This window comes from Leptotrichia hongkongensis (assembly GCF_041538065.1).
Lineage (GTDB): Bacteria > Fusobacteriota > Fusobacteriia > Fusobacteriales > Leptotrichiaceae > Leptotrichia > Leptotrichia hongkongensis.
Genome location: NZ_JBGORW010000001.1, coordinates 192,388 through 214,137 on the forward strand (window position 1 = coordinate 192,388; position 21,750 = coordinate 214,137).

The following is a 21,750-nucleotide window of genomic DNA, read 5'->3' on the forward strand; positions in this document are numbered from 1 at the left end:
GTAAAAATATGAGGTATAATTAATAAAAATGAATCTTCTGGAGGTAAAAATGAAAAAAATTATTTTATTATTATTAGTTGTTTCAGCTGTTACATTTGCTGCTCCTGCAAATAAAAATAGAAATCAAAACTTAAATACGACTGTTCAAAATAGTAAAAAAGGGGAAACAGCAAAGGAAGCTTGGGAAAGAGTAAAACCTGAGATTAAAATACGGCTAAATAAAATTTCAAAAGATTTGGTTGCAGGAAATTATAAAGCAAGTTTTGATGAAATGCCAGAAAAATTTTTAACATACTTAGCTAAAAAGGGATCTATGTCTGTAAATGAACTTAAAAATATAACTATAAAAACGATGAGTAAACTAACAGATAATATGAAAATAATTGAAAATACCTATGATTTTGAAAATGTTAAAGTGGGGAAAACTGAAACAGGAAGAAATTATGTAATTATACCAACTAAAGTTACAATACTTTACGATGGGCAAAAAATAAGCGGTGAAGGAAAAACAATGGCATTTGAGGATGGAAATAAATGGTACATTATCAATTATGAAAAAGAGTATATGATTTTCTTAAAGGATGTGTATCCAGATTTAGCTAAAATAAAATAGAAATAATAAAAAATAGAATTGGAGGCTAAATGAAAAAAATAAGAATATACTTAATTGCAACTTCTATAGTAGTTTTTACATCCTGTGGAAATAAATATAGTGTTGAAAATTTGAAAAAAAACAATAATCTTTTAAAAGAAACAGTCCAAAAATGTAAAATAAAAAGAGATGAAAAAATCTGTAAAAATGTAGAAAAAGCACAGAGTGAACTGGCATTAGAAGCTTGGAATAAAGTAAAGCCTGAAATTGAAGCAAAGTTAGATAAAATATCAAAAGAGTTGTTAGCTGGAAATTTTACGACAAGTATGGAAAATACACCTGAAAGATTATGGGAATGGGAAGCAAAAAATGCTTCAACAACACCTCAAAAAGCAAAAGAAATAACATTACAACTATTGATGAATGCTTTAAAATATATAAAAATTGAAAAAGTTGAATATGATTTTGAAAATGTAAAAATAGGACAGACGAATACTGGAAGAAATTATGTAATTATACCGACAAAGAGTATAGTTTCTGGCCAAGGAAAAAAAGTAGAACTGAATCAAAAATCTTTGGTGTTTGAAGATAAAAATAAATGGTATATAGTAAATATTAACGAAAGAAATAAACACATCTTAAAAGAATTGTATTCTGATTTTAAAGACGTGAATATTGGTTAGTCAATTTTATAAATAGAACGAATAGTAAAAAATACTGGGGAGCAATTTTGCTGAGAATTAAACCCACATAACCTGTACAGATAATGCTGTCGGAGGGAGTATTTTATATAAAATAAGAAATAATTTTAAAGTTATTTTGCATACCTTTTCAAATTATTTTAGAAAATTTATAAAAATATAGAATCTCCTTGTGATAAGGGGATTTTTTTATACAAAGAAATTTTAAATAAAAAAACAGTTTTAAGGAAAGGGATGATAGATTATGAAAAAAAAAGAAATTAATGCGAGTATTGCAATTCAGGTATTGCCAAATGTTGTGGGAAATGAGGAAATTGTAAGAGTTGTTGATGAAGTTATTGAATTTATTAAAAGCAAAGGGTTAAAAATGAATGTTGCTCCATTTGAAACAACGGTAGAAGGGGATTTTGACGAGCTTATGGAAATTGTTAAGGAATGTCAAGTTGTGGCTGTGAAGGCAGGAGCTGATGGTGTAATGTCATATGTAAAAATAAATTATAAACCGAAGGGAGATATTTTAAAGATTGATGAAAAAATTTCAAAATATAACAGATAAAATTGCACCAGGTATTATTATTGCTGTATTATTGATGATTTGGCAAATTTTGTCAATGGTGAACATTATACCAAAATTTATGTTACCATCGCCGTTTGAAGTTGTAAAAGCGTTTGTTTTGGATTTTCCACTGCTTATGGAGCATACAAAAATTACTTTGCTTGAAGCATTTTTGGGGCTTGGTCTGGGAATAATTCTTGGATTTGCCGTGGCTGTTATTATGGACAGGTTTGAGTATGCATATAAAATGATTTATCCTGTTTTGATAATTAGTCAAACAATACCTACAGTTGCAATTGCACCGCTTTTGGTACTTTGGCTGGGATATGGAATATTGCCAAAGATTACGCTTATTGTTATGACTTCATTTTTTCCAATAACTATTGGGCTTCTGGATGGATTTAGCTCGGCTGACAAGGATATGCTGAATTTGTTAAAAACAATGGGAGCAACGCCATTTCAGAACTTTGTTCATGTCAAATTGCCAGGCTCATTAGGATATTTTTTCGCAGGGCTTAGAATTTCGGTTTCGTATTCTATAATTGGAGCAGTTGTAGCTGAATGGCTTGGTGGATTTAGCGGACTTGGAGTTTATATGACAAGAGTCAGAAAGTCGTATTCATTTGATAAGATGTTTGCAGTAATTTTTCTTATTTCTGCGATAAGCCTGCTACTTATGTATCTTGTAAAAAAAATACAGAAATGGTGCATGGTTTGGGAAAAGTAAATTTTTAAAGAAAAAAATTTCAAAAAAGTGAAGAGAGGTATAAAAAATGAAAAAAATTTCAAAAATTTTAATTTTATGTTTAATCTTGGTTTTGGCTGTTTCGTGTGGAAAATCTAAAAATAATCAGAAAATAAAAATTGTACTGGATTGGGTGCCAAATACTAATCATACGGGGCTTTATGTGGCAAAAGACTTGGGATATTTTAAGGAAGAAGGACTGGATGTGGAAATTGTGCAACCACCTGAAGGAAGTACAACGGCACTTATTGGAGCTGGAGGAGCAGAATTTGGAATAAGTTTTCAGGATACATTGGCAAAATCATTTGCAAAGGAGAATCCTGTACCAGTAACAGCTGTTGCGGCAATTCTTCAGCATAATACATCTGGAATTATTTCATTGAAGGAAAAAGGCATTGATTCGCCAAAAAAACTGGAAGGCAAAAAATATGCCACTTGGGAAGATAATATTGAGCAGGCTATTTTGAAAAAATTAGTAACAGATGATAAAGGCGATTTTTCTAAAGTAAAATTGATTCCTTATACTATAACGGATGTTGTAACTGGCTTAAAGACTGATGTTGATGCTGTTTGGGTTTATTATGCGTGGGATGGAATTGCTACAGAAAGGGCAGGACTTCAGACAAATTTTCTAAAAATTCGTGACTATGGAGAGGAACTTGACTATTATAGCCCTGTAATTATCGCAAATAATGACTTTCTGAAAAAAAATCCTGAAATTGCAAAAAAAGTTTTGAAGGCAATAAAAAAAGGGTATGAATACGCAATGAAAAATCCAGAGGAATCAGCAAAAATTTTGGTAAAAAATTCTCCAGAACTTGATATAAACCTTGTAACAGCCAGCCAAAAATGGATTTCTAAAGAATATCAGTCTGATGCAAAGGAATGGGGAATAATTGATGGGAACCGTTGGAACAGATTTTATGAATGGCTTTACAAAAATAAGGCTGTAGAACGTGAAATACCAAAGAATTTTGGGTATAGTAACGAGTATCTGAAATAGTAGAAAATTTATAAAAAGGAGAAATATTAAGTGAAGAAAGACAAAAAGCTTGAAATAAAAGATATTTCCATTTCTTTTGAAAATAAAAAAGTTTTGGAAAATGTTTCGATTGATTTGTATGAAAATGAGCTGGTTTGTATTTTAGGAGTGAGTGGTGCTGGGAAAACGACGTTATTTAACATTATTGCAGGACTTTTAAAGCCTGATTGTGGAAATGTCAAAATGAATGGAGAAGATATAACTGGAAAATCTGGAAAAATAAGCTATATGCTACAAAAAGATCTGCTTTTACCTCATAAAAAAATTATTGACAATGTGGCACTTCCACTTGTGATAAGGGGTGAAAATAAAAATAAGGCACGGGAAATTGCAAAGCCGTATTTTAAAGATTTTGGATTGGAAGGTACAGAAAATTTATATCCGAGTAAACTGTCAGGCGGAATGAAACAAAGGGCGGCATTGCTTAGAACATATTTATTTTCCAGCGAAGTCGCTCTTCTTGATGAGCCTTTCAGTGCATTGGATGCCATTACAAAGCATAAAATTCATAGCTGGTATCTGAACATAATGAACAAAATTAAGATGTCAACTTTATTTATCACTCATGATATTGATGAGGCGATACTGCTTTCTGACAGAATTTATATTTTGGCAGGAAGTCCAGGTAAAATTGCTGCACAAATAAATGTTGACTTGAAAAATAGTCAGGACAAGAGTTATAATAATGAAGAAGTTATAATGTCTGAAAAATTTATTCAATATAAGCGTGAAATATTGAAATATTTGTAAACTTTTTAAATTTGATTTTGAAATGATTTTACTATATAATAAAATAAAATATTGAAAGGAAGTTTGAAAAAATGGAAATAAGACATGTAGTAAATGAAGGATTTTTTATATTTGGAGAAAATGGAGATGAACTTGCAAAATTGACTTACAGAAAAGAAGGGGAAAAATTGTATTTTGAATCGACAGTCGTATCTTCTGAATTGCGAGGGCAAGGGATTGCAGGAAAATTATTTGATGCTGGTGTAAAATATGCAAGAGAAAATGGGTATAAAATTGTGCCAATTTGCAGTTATATTGTGAAAAAGTTTGAAAGTGGAGAATATGATGATTTAAAGGCATAATTTATTGAACTTTTTAGAAATTATGCAGATTTTGAATTGAAGAAAATATTTTAAATAAATTTACTTCAAAAATAAGTTTCAAGTAAAGTGTGTGTGTGGAAAGAAGGGAATTTACATGAAATTAGGAATTGTTGGTTCAGGGATGATTGTTCAGGAATTTTTGCCTAGTCTTGTTCAGTTGGAAGGACTGGAAATAGTGGGGATGCAAGGGACAAAAAAGAGTATTGGAAAAGTTGAGGAAATTTGTGTAAAATATGGTATTTTGAAATTTACTGATGATTTTAATAAACTTTGTGAATTTGGGATTGACACTGTTTATATTGCTGTTCCGAATTTTTTACATTTTGAATATTGTAAAAAAGCATTGGAAAAAGGTCTGAATGTTATTGTTGAAAAGCCGATGACAACTAATTATAGGCAAGCTAAAGAATTGTCAGATTTGGCAAAGGAAAAAAAATTGTTTTTATTTGAAGCAATAACGACACTTTATTTTGAAAACTATAAAAAAATAAAAGATTGGATTGGTAAAATTGGAGATGTGAAACTTGTTCAGAGCCAGTATAGTCAGTATTCCAGCAGATATGACGCTTTTAAGAGAGGAGAAATTCTGCCTGTATTTGATCCTGAAAAAGCTGGAGGAGCATTGATGGACTTGGGACTGTATAATTTACATTATGTTTTAGGACTTTTTGGAAAGCCTGAAAATGCGAAGTATTATGCTAATATTGAGCAAAATATTGATACAAGTGGAGTTCTTATGATAGAATACAAAAATTTCAATGCTATGTGTGTATGTGCAAAAGATAGTGAAGGGAAAAGAATAGGTGTGATTCAAGGAAGTGAAGGAAAAATCATAAGTGAAGAAGCACCATCACTTGTCGGAAAAGTCACATTGAAAATGTATGATGAAACAATAGAAAGTTTTGATGACGGATTTTCAAAAGATAGAGTTGTGCCTGAATTTAAAGCATTCATTAATGCAGTAAATGAAAATGACTTGGAATTTTGCTACAGACAGCTGGAAAAAAGCCTGCTGGTAAGTGAAGTGCAGACAAAGGCTAGACTTGAGGCGGGTATTAAGTTTCCTCAGGATTAATAAAAAGAGGGGGTCTTTAATGAGGAAATTCAAAAAATTACTGCTTCAAATCTAAAAAATAATGGAATAAATATAGATAGAAAAAAATATTTAGAAGAGATAATAGAATATGGATTGATAGAAAAAGAAAGGCAATAATTGATAAAAGTCAATTATAACGGTGAAAAAATGGAAAAATATAAAAAATTTTGGGAAGCTGTGGATATAGAATATACTGAAAAAGAAGGAAAGAGAAAAGAGAAAAGCAAATATTATACAAAAGAGTTGCTTGAGAAACATGGAGTAAGAAAATATGTTAATTTAGTATTAGACTATGAGTTTATAGCATTTAAGCCACTGCTCCATTGCAAAGATTTTGATCCAGAAACGAATGAAGAAGGGGAAGCTTTATTTTTTGACTTAGATTTTAGTGATGAAGTGTATGAAAATGGAAGAAAAAAATTAAGATGGTACTCTGAAAAAATTCATAAGAAGAAATATGGAAAAGATGCTAAAAAAATTGAAGTAAACTATGGAGAGTTAGATAATTATATACCAATAATAAGTGGGGAACCTTATGCCTATATGTATATATCAAAGGCATCAAATAGGATAGTGCAGTATTCTTCATATTCAGATTTAGAGGATGAAAGTAAAGGAGTTTATTGGAAATGGACAGAATTAGCAGAAAATTTTGATGAATTTATTGAAAAACTGTATGTAGATCCAAAAGACAATAAAGAAATGTCTAAGGAAGAAAAAGAGCAACTGACAAAATTTGTTGATGGATTGCTGGAACAATTGGATGGAGAAAGATAGGGGATGATAGAAATGGATAGACAAAAGCATTTGGAAGAAATACTTGAGATAGAAGATTGTGAAGTGAGAGAAGAGGAAAGCTACTATTATGACGATGAGTTTATAGAAAGTTTGGGAATTGAAAAAGAAGAATACAGAGATATGGTTAAAAAATATTCTGAAATTTATTTTAAGGAAACTGTATATATGCCCATTGATGTTGAAAATATAAATGATAAATTTATTTCGTATTTATATTTTGATGATGAAACAGTTGAAAGAGGAAAAAATCTGCTTACGGAATTTGATGAGATGGAATATGAAAAAAATCCTGATTTAAAAAGAACATATTTTTGGAGAAACAACTATGTGGCAATAGGTGCGGATGAAGATGAGTACATATTTATTTCTAAAGAAACAAAGGAGATTTTTATGTATTATTTTGCTGATGATATACATAAAATTTTTACTGAAGGAGGAAATAGCGAAAAATGGAAATGGATAAAATTAGGAAATAACTTTGATGAATTTTTTGATAAATTGTATTTAAAAAAATAATGGATATACTTTAAAAGTATGCTCGAACGTCTCTAATACCTAATTAATCGGAATAAATTTTTATTTTAATAGAATAGCTACCTTTTAATTGGTTATTAAAGCGGTTTGAGGATAAAATTCCTTAAAATTTTAAAAATAAAATAAGGAGAAAAAATGGATAAAGAAAAAGTTTCAATAATTGTGCCAATGTACAATGCAGAAAAGTTTATTGGAAAAACAATAGAATCAGTGCTTTCACAGACTTATGAAAATTGGGAAATGCTTATTATGAATGATGTTTCAACGGATAACAGTCTTGCAGTTGTAAATGAATATGCAAAAAAAGATAATAGAATAAAGGTTGTGAATACTGAAAAAAATATGGGCGTTGTAAAAGGGAGAAATTATTTGATTGATTTGGCAAATGGAAAGTATATTGCATTTTTAGACGCTGATGACTACTGGCACAGCCAAAAATTGGAAAAGCAGATACAATTTATGAAAGAAAAAAATGCAGGCATAAGCTGTACAGAGTACACTAGAGTTAAGGAAAATGGCGAAAAAATCAATGAAGTTGTAATTAAACCAGAAATCTCCTATACTGATATGCTGAAAAATAACTATCTAGGCTGTCTTACAGTTATGTATGATGTGGAAAAAGTCGGGAAGCGTTATTTTAAGGAACTGGAGAAAAATGAGGATTATGTTCTTTGGCTGGAGATTGTGAAAGATGTGAAAACAATTTTTGGACTCAAGGAAAATTTGGCTTATTATCGAGTGATGGATAATTCCCGTTCGAGCAATAAGGCTAAAACGGCAAAAGTTCGTTGGGAAATTTATCGAAAAGTTGAGAAATTACCGTTTTTGAAGTCAGTTTATTATTTTTTACATTATGCAGTCAGGGCTGTGCTAAAAAGTAAATAAAAAAATATTTTGGAAAAAGGAAATGTAAATAAAAAACTATGTATTAAAAGCTTTTTTGAAAGAGAAGTAAAATAAAATATTTTTTGACACACAGAAAAAAATATGCTAACATATAGAAAAGTGAATAATTTGGATGAAGGTATGAGGAGAGATTTTGTCTCATTTATAAATTTTGTAAATGTAGAATAAAACACCGAAGAAGTAACTCTTTCAGGTAAAAGGACTCATAGTGGACGAGCCTCTGGAGAGACTGTCTTAAATGACAGCACCGAAGGAGCAAAGGAATTTCTAATTCCCTAAACTCTCAGGTAAAAGAACAGAGAATAATGCATATAAAATTATGGATTTTATATTTCTTTTTTTATATAAAAGAAATTTTAAGAGGTTGTCTTGACTTTATTTAAGTAAAAGACAGCCTTTTTCTTTGATTTATAATAAGATTTGTATTAAAACGCTTTAAACTTTTCTATCCATTCTAAAATTCAGAAATAAAAAACGAAGGAGAAGGATTTAGATGTTAAAAATTATTGAAAATTTTAATGAATTTTTTTGGAATGTTATTTTAATTGTTTTGTTAGTTGGAACTGGTATATTTTACACATTACGGTTAAGATTTATTCAAATTAGGGAGTTTAAGAGCGGTTTGAAACAGTTGACGAGCGGATTTGACTTGAGCGGAGAAAAGGCGGATAATAACGGGATGTCGTCGTTTCAGGCTTTAGCAACGGCTATTGCAGCGCAAGTTGGAACAGGAAATCTCGCAGGAGCGGCAACAGCGATTGTATCAGGAGGACCAGGAGCAATATTCTGGATGTGGGTAAGTGCATTTTTCGGAATGGCAACTATCTATTCAGAAGCTGTATTAAGTCAGATTTTTAAACAGAAAAAAGATGGAGAAATGACAGGAGGCCCAGCCTACTACATTGAAACATTATTTAAAGGAGGAAAAGCAGCCAAATTTCTGGCAGGATTCTTTGCGGTTTCATGTATTTTAGCTTTAGGCTTTATGGGAAATGCGGTTCAGGCAAATTCGGTAGGAGATGCTTTTCATAATGCTTTTCATGTTCCGAAAGTTATAACAGGTATATTTTTGGCAATTTTATCTGGATTTATATTTTTTGGAGGAGTAAAAAGAATTGCTTCAGTTACTGAAAAAATAGTTCCTATTATGGCAGTTTTTTATGTTGCAATCTGTCTGTTCATTATTGTGTTAAATATTGGAAATGCAGGTTTGGCATTTAAAGCGATTTTTGTGAATGCTTTTTCGACAAAGGCAGTTTTAGGTGGATTTTTAGGAATGGGAATAAAAAAAGCGATAAGATTTGGAGTGGCAAGAGGGCTATTCTCGAATGAGGCTGGAATGGGGTCAACTCCGCATGCTCACGCAATTGCAAAGGTTAAAAATCCTGAAGATCAAGGGCATGTTGCAATTGTCACAGTTTTTATTGACACTTTTGTAATTTTGACATTATCAGCACTAGTAATTTTGATTGCAGATGGAAAAGCAGATGGAACTGGGATTTCATTGACACAACAGGCATTTCACGCAGTATTGGGGCATTTTGGAGTGATTTTTGTTGCAGTTGCATTATTCTTTTTTGCGTTTTCTACTATAATTGGATGGTATTTCTTTGGGGAAGCCAATGTGAAATATCTGTTTGGTAAAAAAGCTCTTAATATTTATAGAATTTTAGTAATGATTTGCATAATTGCCGGTTCACTTCAAAAAGTTGATTTAGTGTGGGAATTGGCTGATATGTTTAATGGACTTATGGTAATACCGAATTTGATAGCATTGATTGGATTGCATAAACTGGTAGTCGAGGTTACGAAAAAGGATCCGCTTTTAAAAGATTAGATAGTTAACAAAAATACTCAAACTGTAAAAATATATGAAATCTGCAGCTTGAGTATTTTTTATTTGAACTTAAGAATATTTAATTCCAAAAGACTTGACTTTAAGAAATTTTAAACATAATAAAGAAATCTTAGTAAACAAGGAGAATAAATATAAATTAGGCAAGAATTCTATTTTTCAAAAGTATAAATTCCAAGCCTGTTATTAACAATGTAAAAAATCGGAATAAGTAATTTTTTCCAGCCAGGAAGGTGCAGTTTCATTTCATCAGTAAAATTAATAAGTCCAGTTTGCTTTAATTTTGGATTTAATTTTACAACTTCACTTCCGTCCTTTACTCCCCATTTAAAAGTTGCTTTCATATTTTTTAGTACGTCGTGATGTTTTGTTGCTTTTGCTGTTCCTTTATAAAGCAAGTCAAATTGAGCTTCAAAAGAATTAAAACTGTCAGTCAGCATTTCCAAAAACTCTTTAATCTGTTTTTCTTCAAAATACATGAGAACACCTTCTGAAATAATAAGAAGCTTTTTACCATTTAACTTAATTTCCTTAATCCAGCTCGGATCAAATGCCGATTTTGGAATGTCAGTAACTCTTTCATTAGGCTCAAAGAATAATTTTCTTTCTTCAATCACTTCAGGCAAGTCAAGGTTATACCATCGTATTTTTCCGTTGTCAACTCTTAAAAATCATGTATCAAGACCACTTCCTATAGATACAATTACACAATCTGGATACTTTTCCATAAATTTTCTTACTTGATTATCCATTACTTTTGCACGTGACAGAATTCCATAGTATGAAGCCCACGCCTTTTCAAATTTTGAAAAATCATAATCTAACTGTGAAAAAATCTCGAAAGATTTTTTGTCATTTAAAATTGGATTTTTGCTTTTAGCATCTTTTGCACGTGCATATAAGGTAACAAGCATAGTTTCAGAAACATTGTCAAGTTCTATTCCCATAACACGTTCCTCCTTATCACAAAAAAATTTGATTATCAAACTATCTAATAGAATTATACCCGCATTTATTCAAAATGCAAGTTTTATTTAAAAAATAAAAATAGTTATTAATCTGTTAAAATCATATAAATTTGGTATTTGAGACCAATAATTATAATCGTAAGCCTATTTATATAAAGGAAAACTGATTGAAAAATAGCCTGAATTATGGTAAAATTTAGTTATATTTTTATTGAGGGAAATTGATAAATTTGGAGATTTATAAATGGTAAAAAATAAGGACAGATTTTTTAATTTTGATATTTTAAAATGTATTACAATTAGTATGGTTTTATTTATTCATATTGTTGCAAGCGAGCTATATAATTATGGTAAAATATCTGGAAATAGATGGATGATGGCAAATATTATAGATTCATTTAGCAGAATGTGTGTACCGATATTTGTTATGGTTAGTGGATTTTTTCTGTTGAGAAAAGACGAGAATGTGAAAATATTTTTTAAAAAAAGATTTGCAAAAATTTTGCCTAAGTTTTTTGTATATTCTGTTATTTTTTTTATATTTACAATAATTTTTAAAGATGTTAAGGATAATGAATTATTTTCAGTTTTTTTTAGAAAATCAACTTATAAGACCATAATTTCGATTTTTTTCCAGAAAGAAAGTTATAATAATTTTTTTTCAAACTTTTTTCAAGGGAAAATTTACTATCATTTGTGGTATATTTATATGATATTGTCGCTTTATTTGATAACTCCATTTTTACGAAAAGTTGTAGTAAAAATTGATAGAAGAAGTATTAATTATCTAGTTTTTATATGGATAATATTTATGATTTTAGTACCATTTCTAAATGTGATTTTTAAGAAAAATATAAAAATATATTCTCCAGCTGGGCAATATGTCGGTTATTTCTTAATTGGCTATTTACTTGCAGAAAAGCCTTTGAATATGAAAAAATGGCAAAAATACACAGTTTTTTTTATAGCAGTGTCATTAACTGTCTTTTTAACGTATATATTTACAAAATCAAGTGGAAAATTTTTTGACTATTTTTATGATTATCACTCAGTTAGTGTATTTATAGCCACAGTTTTTCTTTATGATTATATTGTAAATGTTTTTGATGGAGAAAAAGTTTTAGGCAAAGTAAAAGGAATTATAAAGCCTGTATCAGCAAAAACTTATGATATTTATTTAATTCATCCGATTTTTTTATTTTTTTGTGAAAGAATATTAAAATCTAGAATGAATTATTTTTTATATATAATTATTACGTTTTTAATAGTATTTTTGCTATCATTTTTTACAAGCGAAATATTAGATAGAATATATAATTTTTTAGCTGGAATGAATAAATGGAGGGAGAAATATGGCGGAAAAAAAGACTAGAAATAGAAAGCCTTTGCCAATAGGGGTGTCTGATTTTAAGGAAATTGTAGAAAATAATTATTATTATATTGATAAAACAAAGCTAATTAAAGATATTTTACACTACAGGGCAAAAGTAAACTTGTTTACACGTCCAAGAAGATTTGGAAAAACCCTTAATATGTCAATGATTAAATATTTTTTTGATATAGAAAATAAAGAAGAAAATCGAAAATTATTTGACGGATTAAATATTTCTGAAAGTGAACACATGCAGGAGCAGGGGCAATATCCTGTTATATATATAAGTTTTAGGAACATGGAAGAGGTTAGTTGGGAAAATTCTCATATTGCAATTAGACAATTAATAAGTAATATGTATGATGAATTTAAATTCATAAGAGAAGAAATGGATGAAAGAGAATTATTTTATTTTGATAATGTCTGGTTTAATAAAGATATAGTAGATTGGAAAGGCTCATTGAAGGCGTTGACAAAATATTTGTATGAATATTATGGGAAAAAAGCTGTTGTGCTAATAGATGAATATGATACGCCGATAATTCAGGCTTATCAGGAGGGATATTATAAACAGGCAATTTCTTTTTTTAAGAAGTTTTATGGAGATGCAATGAAGGATAATGAATATTTACAGTTTGGAATTATGACTGGAATATTGAGAATTGCAAAAGAAGGAATTTTTTCAGGGTTAAATAATTTGAAGGTAAACAATATCTTTAGTGAAAAATATTCAGAGTATTATGGACTTACTGAAAATGAAGTTGTTGAGGCTGTGAAATATTATGGGCTGGAATACGAGATGGAAGATGTCAGGGAGTGGTATGACGGTTATCAGTTTGGAGAAACTGAAATTTATAATCCGTGGTCGATTATTAACTTTTTGGATGAAAAAAAATTACGTCCCTATTGGATAGGCGTTTCAGGAAACAAGACAATATATGATTTATTAGGAAAAGCGGATAAAAAAGTAATAGAAGATTTGGAAAAACTTTTTGTGGGGAAAACAGTTTATAAGGCAATAAATGAGTATATGGAATATGTATTTAATGCAAGTGATATATGGGAATTATTTTTGTACAGCGGATATTTGACAACTGATGGCGAGAAAAAAGGGGAACTCTATCCGTTAAGGCTTCCGAATAAAGAAATACAGACTTTTTTTAGAAAAATTTTTATAGATAGATTTGTTGGAAATTATACACAGTTTTCAAATATTGTAGAGAATTTAAAAAATGGAAAAATAGAAGAGTTTGCAAAAGGGCTTCAAGATGAGATACTTTCCTCACTTAGTTATTTTGACACGGAAAAAGATGAAAAGTATTACAAAATATTTTTAATTGGAATATTTATAATACTTGCAAATGACTACATTAGACTATCAGAAAGAGAAAGTGGCTATGGAAGGGCAGATTTAGTTTTAGAGCCTAAAAATAAAATAAATCCAGCGTACATATTTGAATTTAAAGTTGTAAATAATGAAGACGAGCTGGAAAATTATGCAAAAACTGGATTTGAGCAGATAAAAGAAAAAGAGTACGATGTGGAATTAAGAAATAGAGGAATAGACAAAATTGTCTGTGTCGGGCTTGCGTTTTATAGAAAAAAACTTAAAATGAAATATGAAATAATGAAGTAAAATTATAATTAACTATTATTCAGCAAGAATAAGGCAATAGTGTTAAGTTGCTGAATGTATATTGTAAAAATGGGATTATTAAGTTATGAACATTTAATTTTAAAGAAGAAAAATAAAAAAGGAAGTGTAATTTAGAATGGCAGTAAGCGGGATGAAAAAAAATTATTCCTATTTGTTTGGGATATTGACAATTGTGACGTATTTTATAGGATTATTACTTGTAAATCGTGGACTTGGATTTACAAATGTGGCTGTAATTGTTTGTTCAATGATAATATATTATGTGGCAAATGTATATAATATGACTGGAATTTACAGATTGAGGGATATTATAATTATTGTTGGAATTAATTTTATACTTGTTGTAATTACAGCGTTTTTACGGATTTTTATTGTAAATGAAGCAATAATTCTGTTTGGACTGATTACAATGTTTCAGATTATATATCGTTATATTATAATTGTAGGACTTTCAGAACGAAAAAGAGTTGTTTTTGTTGGAGAAAATGGATATACAAATGATTTGTTGGAAAGTATAAAGAAAGACCGTCAATATAAATTATCGGACTTTTTAAAAGAAGAAAAAAATTTGAGTTCTTTGACAGAAAAACTGTTAACTTTATGTGAAAATAAAAAAGTTGATATAATTGTAGATTTTACAAACAATCTTTTATATGATACTAAACTTGTGGATAAGCTGTTACAATACAAACTTGGTGGAATGCAGTACTATAACTATTTAGAATTTTATGAAATGTATGAGAGTAAGTTGCCGGTTTCAAACTTGAGTCCAAAATGGTTTTTGGAAAATACAGGATTTGAAATTTACTACAACAGTTTTAACTTGAAAGCTAAACGTATTCTTGATATAATTTTTGCACTTTTAATCGGAGTTTGTGTAATTCCAATTATGATTGTTGCTGCAATAATAATAAAACTGGAATCGAAAGGGCCAATATTCTTTATACAGGAAAGAATTGGGGAAGGAAACAAGCCGTTTAAAATAGTAAAATTTCGTTCAATGACGACTGATGCGGAAAAAGATGGACCAAAATGGGCTACAAAAAATGACAATCGTGTTACAAAATTTGGTAAATTTATGCGTCTTACAAGAATTGACGAATTGCCACAATTGTGGAATGTGCTACGTGGAGAAATGAGTTTCGTTGGACCACGTCCAGAAAGAGAATTTTTTATAAAGCAGTTAGAAAAGGAAATTATGTACTACAATCTAAGACATACTGTAAAACCAGGGCTTACTGGATGGGCACAAGTTATGTATCCGTATGGAGCGAGCATTGAAGATGCCTACAGAAAATTGCAGTATGACTTATATTATATAAAAAATCATGATATTTTGTTTGATATGAAGATATTGTTAAAGACAGTTACGATTGTAATTTTTGGAAAAGGGAGATAATTATTTTAAATTGGAGGAAATTATGATACTAAAGGTGGTAATTGATAAATTTAGATTGGCAGAAGATTTAGAAATTGAAATAGGTAAAAATTTAACTGCTATATGTGGGCAGAATGGGACAATGAAGAGTACGTTACTTGGATGTATAGCGCAGCCTTTTGGTGTTGGGAGAGGAAGAAAAAAAGATGATAAAAAAGAAAAGTACTCTGATTGTATGATAGTGAATCAAAAATTTTATACAGATATAAACGATGTTTTTAAATTTAGTAAAGAATATGATTTACCAGGAAATCACGTTTATCATGTTTATTTCGATAAAGATAGTAATATTATGAAATAAGAAGAAAAAATTGTTTATGAGAACCCATTACAAGTTAAGTCAAGAAAAAGGCCTGTTGGTGAAAAAAAACATATAAGATTTGTTACTGGGAAAGAACGTTCAACTGGAAAAGGGAATATACCAATTCCTGTAGTTTATTTAGGGCTAAGCAGATTATATCCTATTGGAGAAGTTGATAATTTAAAAGAAAACAGTCTTGAATTATCTAATGATGAAATAAAATTTTTAAAAGAAAATTATTCTGAAATATTATTGAGTTTTGACAGCGAAGAATATAAAGATGAAATAAAATTGATTGATAAAAATAAAATATCAACGGGAGGAATTTCTACCAATTCTTATGATTGGCAAACTATTTCTGCGGGACAGGATAACATTGGTAAAATTATATTAACTGTGCTAGAATTTAAAAGGTTAAAAGAAAAATTTAAAGAAAATTATTTTGGAGGAATTTTACTTATTGATGAATTAGAAGCTACATTATATCCTGGGGCTCAGAAAAAATTAATAGAGTTTTTGAATAGATATTCTGCAAGATACGATATAAAAGTTATTTTTACTACTCATTCTTTAGAGATAATAGAAGAACTTTTAAATAGTAAAACTTACAATAATTCTAAAGTAAATTTTTTAGATAAAACAAGAGGAAGTTTAATAAATAAAACACATATAGATTATAATGAAATAAGAAATAATATATTGGTTAAAATAAACGAAGAAAATAATAATCGAAAAGAAATAAAAATAGATGTATTTTTTGAAGATGAAGAAGGAGAGTATCTTTTTAAAAGAATTGTTTTAAGGAATATAAAAAAATATTGTACATTATATCCTTTAAAAATAGGAATAACAAATATAGCATCTATATCTAATAAAATATCTCAATTAAAAAATGGAATTATTATTTATGATGCAGATTATAATAAAAAAAGTGTAAATTATAAAAACAATTTTAAAAAAGATGTTGAAAATCATAAAAATTCTTTATTTTTTCCGGGAGCAAAATCGTTAGAAAAAGAATGTTTGGAAATTTTATTAAATATGAAAATGAATGATAAATTTTGGGATGAATGTAAGTGTAATAGTAAGCAAAAATTTCAAGCACAAAGGTTAAAATACACTAGTACAAGTAAACCTGAACGAGAACAAGATAAACAGTGGTTCTTGAAAGAACGAAAAAATTTTGGGACAAATGGAAAAAAATTGATGGAAAAATTTAAAGTGAAATATAGAAAAGAAATAGAAGAATTTAATAAAGAATTAGAAAAAAAATTGATAAATCAATTAAAGAAAAATTATGGAATAATAAAAGAAAGACTAAAATAAGTAGGTGGTATTATGAGAAATTTATTTTCTCCACTACGTTATCCTGGCGGAAAATCAAAGGTTTTTAATATCATAGTTTCTCTTTTTGAAAAAAATGATATTAGAAATCCTGTATATATAGAGCCTTTTGCTGGAGGAGCAGGTTTAGCATTATTGCTGCTAAAAAAAGAAAAAGTAAAAAAACTGGTACTTAATGATATAGATAAAGGTATTTATTCTTTTTGGTATTGCGTTTTAAATCATACAGAAAAGTTTTGTAATATAATAGAAAATATTGAAATTTCTCTTCTTGAGCGAGAGAATCAAAAAAAAATATATACAAATAAAGAAAATTTAAATTTGTTGTTGGAAGAAAATATTTTAAAATTAGGTGTAGCTACTTTTTATTTAAATAGAGTGAATAGATCTGGGATTTTGAAAGCAGGTGTAATAGGTGGTAATTTGCAAAATGGAAATTATAAAATGGATTGTAGATTTAATAAAAATAAATTGATAAAGCAAATAAAAGAAATAGGTAGATTAAAAGATAAAATAGAGTTTTATAATTTGGATGTTTTAGAATTTCAGAAAAATATAATAAGCAAAATAAAAAGAGAAAAATTTATATTTTTTGATCCGCCATATTATAAAAAAGGACCTGAATTATATACAAATTTTTATAATCATAAAAATCATTTGGAACTTTATGAAACTATAAGAAAAATAACAAAAAATTGGATTGTTACTTATGATAATTGTGAAGAAATAAAAAAAATTTATAAAAAATTTGATTTTATAGAATTTGATATAAATTATTCTTTAGAAAATAAAATGAAAGCCAAAGAAATTATGATATTTAGCAAGAATATAAAAAATCATGATATTTTTATTATGAAATAAATTGGAAGAAAAGAGGAAACAAGTGTACTTAAAAGCATTGGAGCTGATAGGGTTTAAATCGTTTGCGAATAGAACTGTTGTGGAGTTTGACAATGGGATTACTTCGATTGTTGGGCCTAACGGGAGTGGAAAGAGTAATATTTTGGATGCTATTTTGTGGGTTTTGGGAGAGCAAAGTTATAAAAATATACGGGCAAAAGAGAGTTCGGATATTATTTTTTCTGGCGGGAAGAATAAGAAGCCAAAGTCTATGGCAGAAGTTAGTCTTATTATTGATAATGGAGATAGATATCTGGATGTAGATTTTTCAGAGGTTAAGATTACTCGAAGAATTTTTAAGACTGGAGAAAATGAGTATCTTATAAATAATAAGAAATCCAGGCTTAAAGATATTCATAATCTTTTTATGGATACTGGGATTGGAAAACAGGCTTATTCTATAATTGGACAAGGGCGTGTGGAGAGAATTATTGGATCTTCGCCAAAGGAATTAAAGGAAATTATTGAAGAGGCGGCGGGAGTAAAGAGGGCTAAAATTGAAAAGGAAGAGTCTGAGAAAAAGCTGCAGGACTTGAAAAATGAAATTGAAAAAATTGAATATGTAGAAAAAGATTTAAAAAAACGTGTTGATTATTTAAAAAATGAGCAGGAAAAAGCTAGACTTTTTAAAGCATACACAAAAAAAATTGATGTGCAGCGGTTTATGATTCTTGAATACAATGTCAATGAAAAAACTTCATTAAAATATGAATATGAGGAGAAAAGTCAGGAAATAAAGGAAGAACTGGAAAAAAATGAAAATAATTTTTCAGAAAAGCAAGCTGAACTTGAAAAAACGAATGAAATAAGAAAAGAATTGTACGAAAATCTGGAAAACCAGAAAAATGAAAACAGCGAAAACTTTAAGAATATGGAAATTCTGAAAGAAGAATATTCAAAACTTGTAAATCAGAATTCTAACTTAGAAACCGAGGCCAATGAAAAAAATAAAAGAAAAAGTATTTTGGAAAAAGATATTGCTGAAAAAGAAGAACTTTTGAATAATTCCAGAAATGAGCTTGATTTGATAACAAAGGAATTGGCTGTGAAAGAAGAAGAAAAGGATAGATGGGAGGCTAAAGTTGGAGAACTCAAGCATAAATGCGATAAAATTACAATTGAGTTAAAAGAACGAACGCAAAAGAATTCTAATTTTGAAGTGGATAAGATAAAAGTCGCTGGAGAAAATGAAGACCTTGAAAAAAGAGTTCAAGGGGCAAAAAATGAAAATAAAAGACAAATTGCCGAAAGAAATGATGTAGAAGCTGAGTTTAATAAAATAAATAAGGAAAAACAGACATTTGAAATTCAAAAGTCAGAAAAGGAAAAGGAAAAGCTTGAAAAAGAGCTGAAAATAAAAAAACTTAACGAAAAGATTGATGAGCTGAGAAAAGAATATGCTGAAATAAATAAGCAAAAAAATGAAATTAGCTACAAACTTGAAAGTTTTGAAGTTAAGCATAAGGCAATAGCTAGCGCAATTGAAAAAAATGAGACTTTTAACAGAAGTATAAAACATATTTTGAATGAAAAAATTGATGGTGTAATTGGAGCCTTTGTTAACTTAATTGATGTTCCATCGGGATTTGAGGAAGCAATACAGACTTTGTCTGGTGGAATGTTTCAGGATATTGTAGTAAGGGATAGTGAAATTGGAAAAAAATGTATTGAAATTCTGAAAGATAGAAAACTTGGAAGAGCTTCGTTTTTGCCAATTGAAAATATTCGAATTTCAAGGATGAACGAATTTTTGCCAAAAATTGAACAAGTTTCACAGCAAAAGAGTTTTCAAAATAAAATGTCTCAAGATGAAGTTCAAAATATTATTTTAAATACAAAGGGGAAAAATGGAATTATTGACTTTGCAAGAAATATTGTAAAAGTTGATAAGAAATTTTTGAATGAAGATGTAGAAAAGGTTATTCAGTTTGTATATGGAAATTCAGTTGTTGTGGAAAGTCTGGAAGTTGGGACAGAGCTTTTGAAAAAAGGATTTAACGACAGAATTGTTACACTTGAAGGAGATATTATCACTTCTCGTGGGAGAATGACTGGAGGACATTCATTTAAGGGTAAAGATGAAATTCTTGAGCGAAAAAAGGAATTGAAACATCTGGAAAGTGAAATTGAGAAAAATAAAAAGAATTTTAAAGAATTTGAAAAAAAATTATCGAAAATAGTTTTAGAAGCGGAAAAAATTGAAGCAGAAAGAACAGAAGCAGAAAAATTATTTGAAAAATTTAAAAATGAATATCAGGAATTTAATGAAAATTATGATGACTTTAGTATAAAATTTAATCGAAAACAGCGAGAAATCAATACTCTGAACTATGAAATTTCTGAAAATGAGAAATTTATTTTGGAAAAAGAAAACAAAATAAAGGAAAATAGAGAACTAATTCAGAATATTGAAAAATATATTGAAGAAAATAATCTGAAAATAAAAAATCTGAATGAGGAACTGAAAAAATTTGAAAATATTGATGAATTTATTCAGAAATTGAATGAGGCAGATAAAGATTATGAAATATTGAAGGTTCGAACTGATAATAATAAAAATCGTTTTATAGAAATTGAGTCTGATTACAAGAAACTTTTAAGTGAAAAGGCAGAACTGGCTGAATTTGAGAAGAAAAGACAGAAATTGGGAACTGAACTTTCTGAAAAACTTCTGCATAAGAAGTCTGAAATTGAAAAAAATGAAAAAATAAATGAAAATATATTGAATGAAATCAAGGAAGTTGAGAAAAAAATACAAGAAATTGAAGGAAAAGAAAGAAAATTAATTAGTGAAATTAAAGATATTGAAGTAAAAATACTGGAAAATAAAAATAATTATGAAAAAATTGTTGAAAAAATTACACGTAATGAAAGTGAACTTGAGTTCCAAATGGCTGAATTTAAAGAGCTTGAAAGCGAAGAAATTCTAGAAGATGAAGAATATTTTGAAATTGCTGATGAAGAGGAACTTACGGCAACAAGAAGAAAATTGTCATCAAATGAGAGAAGCCGTACAGATATTGGAGCAGTCAACCTTGCTTCAATAGATGAATTTGAATATGAAAATGGACGATATCAGGATATTGTAGTACAGAAGAAGGATTTGCTGGAAAGCCGTGAAACATTGTTTGGATTTATTCGTGAAATTGAAGAGGAAGTTACAAATAAATTTTTTATAGCTTACGAGCAGATAAACAAGAATTTTCAGTATATGTGTGAAACTATCTTAAATGGAGCAAAAGGAATAATCAAAATGACAGACCCTGAAAACTTGCTTACTACAGGGCTAGAACTGAGTGTAAAATATAAAAACAAGCCAGAGCAGACTCTTCTTCTTCTTTCTGGAGGGGAAAAATCAATGCTTGCAGTATCATTTATAATGGCAATCTTTATGTTCAAGCCAAGTCCATTTACTTTCTTTGATGAAATCGAAGCAGCCCTTGATGAAAAAAATACAAAGAAAATTGTTGAATTATTGCACCAGTTTATTGATAAATCGCAATTTATATTAATTACCCATAATAAGGAAACAATGAAAGGATCTCACAGACTTTATGGAGTTACGATGAATAAAGAAATTGGGGAAACTAAGATTGTTGCAGTTGATGTGTAATTTAATAAACTTTTTTACTGGAAATTTTTTAATATTTTTGATAAAATATAAGTAAAATTAATAATTTAAGATATATAGAAATTCTAGTTTAAAATAAGAGTGAAAGATTAGACTATATTTACAATAATCCATTACTTTTAAATATTTTTGCTCTAATTTTTAAATGAATTGACTATAAGTATTTAAAATAGAAAGGAGAAATGTGAAAAAGTTTTCACAT

The 21,750-nt window shown here is 28.8% G+C and carries 19 protein-coding genes, 1 pseudogene and 3 riboswitches; of the genes and pseudogenes, 19 read left to right on the forward strand and 1 reads right to left on the reverse strand.

Annotation, left to right across the window (positions count from 1 at the left end):
- Positions 1-49: 49 nt before the first annotated feature.
- From ACEG17_RS00895 to ACEG17_RS00950, 12 genes are all read left to right on the forward strand, one after another.
- Positions 50-613 carry a hypothetical protein gene (locus ACEG17_RS00895; RefSeq protein ID WP_372582196.1) on the forward strand — a complete coding sequence of 188 codons (564 nt, stop codon included), beginning with the start codon at positions 50-52 and terminating at the stop codon, positions 611-613.
- Positions 614-642: 29 nt separating this feature from the next.
- Complete coding sequence (locus tag ACEG17_RS00900; RefSeq protein WP_372582197.1) at positions 643-1,275, forward strand: EexN family lipoprotein; 633 nt, start codon at positions 643-645, stop codon at positions 1,273-1,275.
- Between the two features lie 25 nt (positions 1,276-1,300).
- Positions 1,301-1,390: riboswitch (TPP riboswitch) on the forward strand.
- 147 nt (positions 1,391-1,537) lie between these two features.
- Complete coding sequence (locus ACEG17_RS00905) at positions 1,538-1,849, forward strand: thiamine-binding protein (protein WP_372582198.1); 312 nt, start codon at positions 1,538-1,540, stop codon at positions 1,847-1,849.
- A complete protein-coding gene (locus tag ACEG17_RS00910) occupies positions 1,821-2,576 on the forward strand; it encodes an ABC transporter permease (protein WP_372582199.1) in 756 nt (251 codons plus the stop codon). Before ACEG17_RS00905 ends, ACEG17_RS00910 begins: the two co-directional genes overlap by 29 nt.
- Before the next feature lie 46 nt (positions 2,577-2,622).
- Positions 2,623-3,597 (forward strand): ABC transporter substrate-binding protein, encoded by a 975-nt coding sequence (locus ACEG17_RS00915; RefSeq protein WP_299572897.1) that lies wholly within the window; start codon positions 2,623-2,625, stop codon positions 3,595-3,597.
- A 30-nt stretch (positions 3,598-3,627) separates the two neighbouring features.
- Positions 3,628-4,386, forward strand: a complete 759-nt coding sequence (locus tag ACEG17_RS00920) for an ABC transporter ATP-binding protein (protein ID WP_299572900.1) — start codon at positions 3,628-3,630, stop codon at positions 4,384-4,386.
- A gap of 71 nt (positions 4,387-4,457) precedes the next feature.
- Positions 4,458-4,727: a GNAT family N-acetyltransferase gene (locus tag ACEG17_RS00925; protein ID WP_021743146.1), complete on the forward strand. Its 270-nt coding sequence runs from the start codon at positions 4,458-4,460 to the stop codon at positions 4,725-4,727.
- Positions 4,728-4,842: 115 nt separating this feature from the next.
- Entirely contained in the window at positions 4,843-5,823 is a 981-nt protein-coding gene (locus tag ACEG17_RS00930; RefSeq protein WP_372582200.1) for a Gfo/Idh/MocA family protein, read from the forward strand.
- 138 nt (positions 5,824-5,961) lie between these two features.
- Positions 5,962-6,621: a hypothetical protein gene (locus ACEG17_RS00935; protein ID WP_372582201.1), complete on the forward strand. Its 660-nt coding sequence runs from the start codon at positions 5,962-5,964 to the stop codon at positions 6,619-6,621.
- 3 nt (positions 6,622-6,624) lie between these two features.
- The gene (locus ACEG17_RS00940) at positions 6,625-7,158 is read left to right on the forward strand and encodes a hypothetical protein (RefSeq protein WP_372582202.1); all 534 of its coding nucleotides are present in this window, start codon (positions 6,625-6,627) and stop codon (positions 7,156-7,158) included.
- Between the two features lie 153 nt (positions 7,159-7,311).
- Complete coding sequence (locus ACEG17_RS00945; RefSeq protein WP_372582203.1) at positions 7,312-8,061, forward strand: glycosyltransferase family 2 protein; 750 nt, start codon at positions 7,312-7,314, stop codon at positions 8,059-8,061.
- A 133-nt stretch (positions 8,062-8,194) separates the two neighbouring features.
- A riboswitch (glycine riboswitch) is annotated at positions 8,195-8,297 on the forward strand.
- 3 nt (positions 8,298-8,300) lie between these two features.
- Positions 8,301-8,383, forward strand: a riboswitch (glycine riboswitch).
- Positions 8,384-8,575: 192 nt separating this feature from the next.
- A complete protein-coding gene (locus ACEG17_RS00950; RefSeq protein WP_372582204.1) occupies positions 8,576-9,919 on the forward strand; it encodes an alanine/glycine:cation symporter family protein in 1,344 nt (447 codons plus the stop codon).
- Between the two features lie 170 nt (positions 9,920-10,089).
- Here the strand turns inward: ACEG17_RS00950 and ACEG17_RS00955 are convergent.
- Positions 10,090-10,884: pseudogene (locus tag ACEG17_RS00955) on the reverse strand (class I SAM-dependent methyltransferase).
- A gap of 265 nt (positions 10,885-11,149) precedes the next feature.
- Here ACEG17_RS00955 and ACEG17_RS00960 point away from each other — a divergent pair.
- The 7 genes from ACEG17_RS00960 to smc all read left to right on the forward strand — a co-directional run bounded on the left by ACEG17_RS00960 (position 11,150) and on the right by smc (position 21,530).
- Positions 11,150-12,277, forward strand: coding sequence for an acyltransferase (locus ACEG17_RS00960; protein ID WP_372582205.1), 1,128 nt, complete (start codon positions 11,150-11,152; stop codon positions 12,275-12,277).
- The gene (locus ACEG17_RS00965) at positions 12,258-13,913 is read left to right on the forward strand and encodes an AAA family ATPase (protein WP_372582206.1); all 1,656 of its coding nucleotides are present in this window, start codon (positions 12,258-12,260) and stop codon (positions 13,911-13,913) included. The genes ACEG17_RS00960 and ACEG17_RS00965 overlap by 20 nt, the downstream gene beginning before the upstream one ends.
- Positions 13,914-14,049: 136 nt before the next feature.
- On the forward strand, positions 14,050-15,333 hold the full coding sequence (locus ACEG17_RS00970; protein WP_372582207.1) for an exopolysaccharide biosynthesis polyprenyl glycosylphosphotransferase: 1,284 nt from the start codon (positions 14,050-14,052) through the stop codon (positions 15,331-15,333).
- A 22-nt stretch (positions 15,334-15,355) separates the two neighbouring features.
- Positions 15,356-15,673: an AAA family ATPase gene (locus ACEG17_RS00975; RefSeq protein WP_372582208.1), complete on the forward strand. Its 318-nt coding sequence runs from the start codon at positions 15,356-15,358 to the stop codon at positions 15,671-15,673.
- A gap of 162 nt (positions 15,674-15,835) precedes the next feature.
- A complete protein-coding gene (locus ACEG17_RS00980) occupies positions 15,836-16,999 on the forward strand; it encodes an AAA family ATPase (RefSeq protein WP_372582298.1) in 1,164 nt (387 codons plus the stop codon).
- 12 nt (positions 17,000-17,011) lie between these two features.
- Entirely contained in the window at positions 17,012-17,878 is an 867-nt protein-coding gene (locus tag ACEG17_RS00985) for a DNA adenine methylase (protein ID WP_372582209.1), read from the forward strand.
- A gap of 22 nt (positions 17,879-17,900) precedes the next feature.
- Complete coding sequence (gene smc / locus ACEG17_RS00990) at positions 17,901-21,530, forward strand: chromosome segregation protein SMC (protein ID WP_372582210.1); 3,630 nt, start codon at positions 17,901-17,903, stop codon at positions 21,528-21,530.
- The last annotated feature ends 220 nt before the right edge of the window (positions 21,531-21,750 follow it).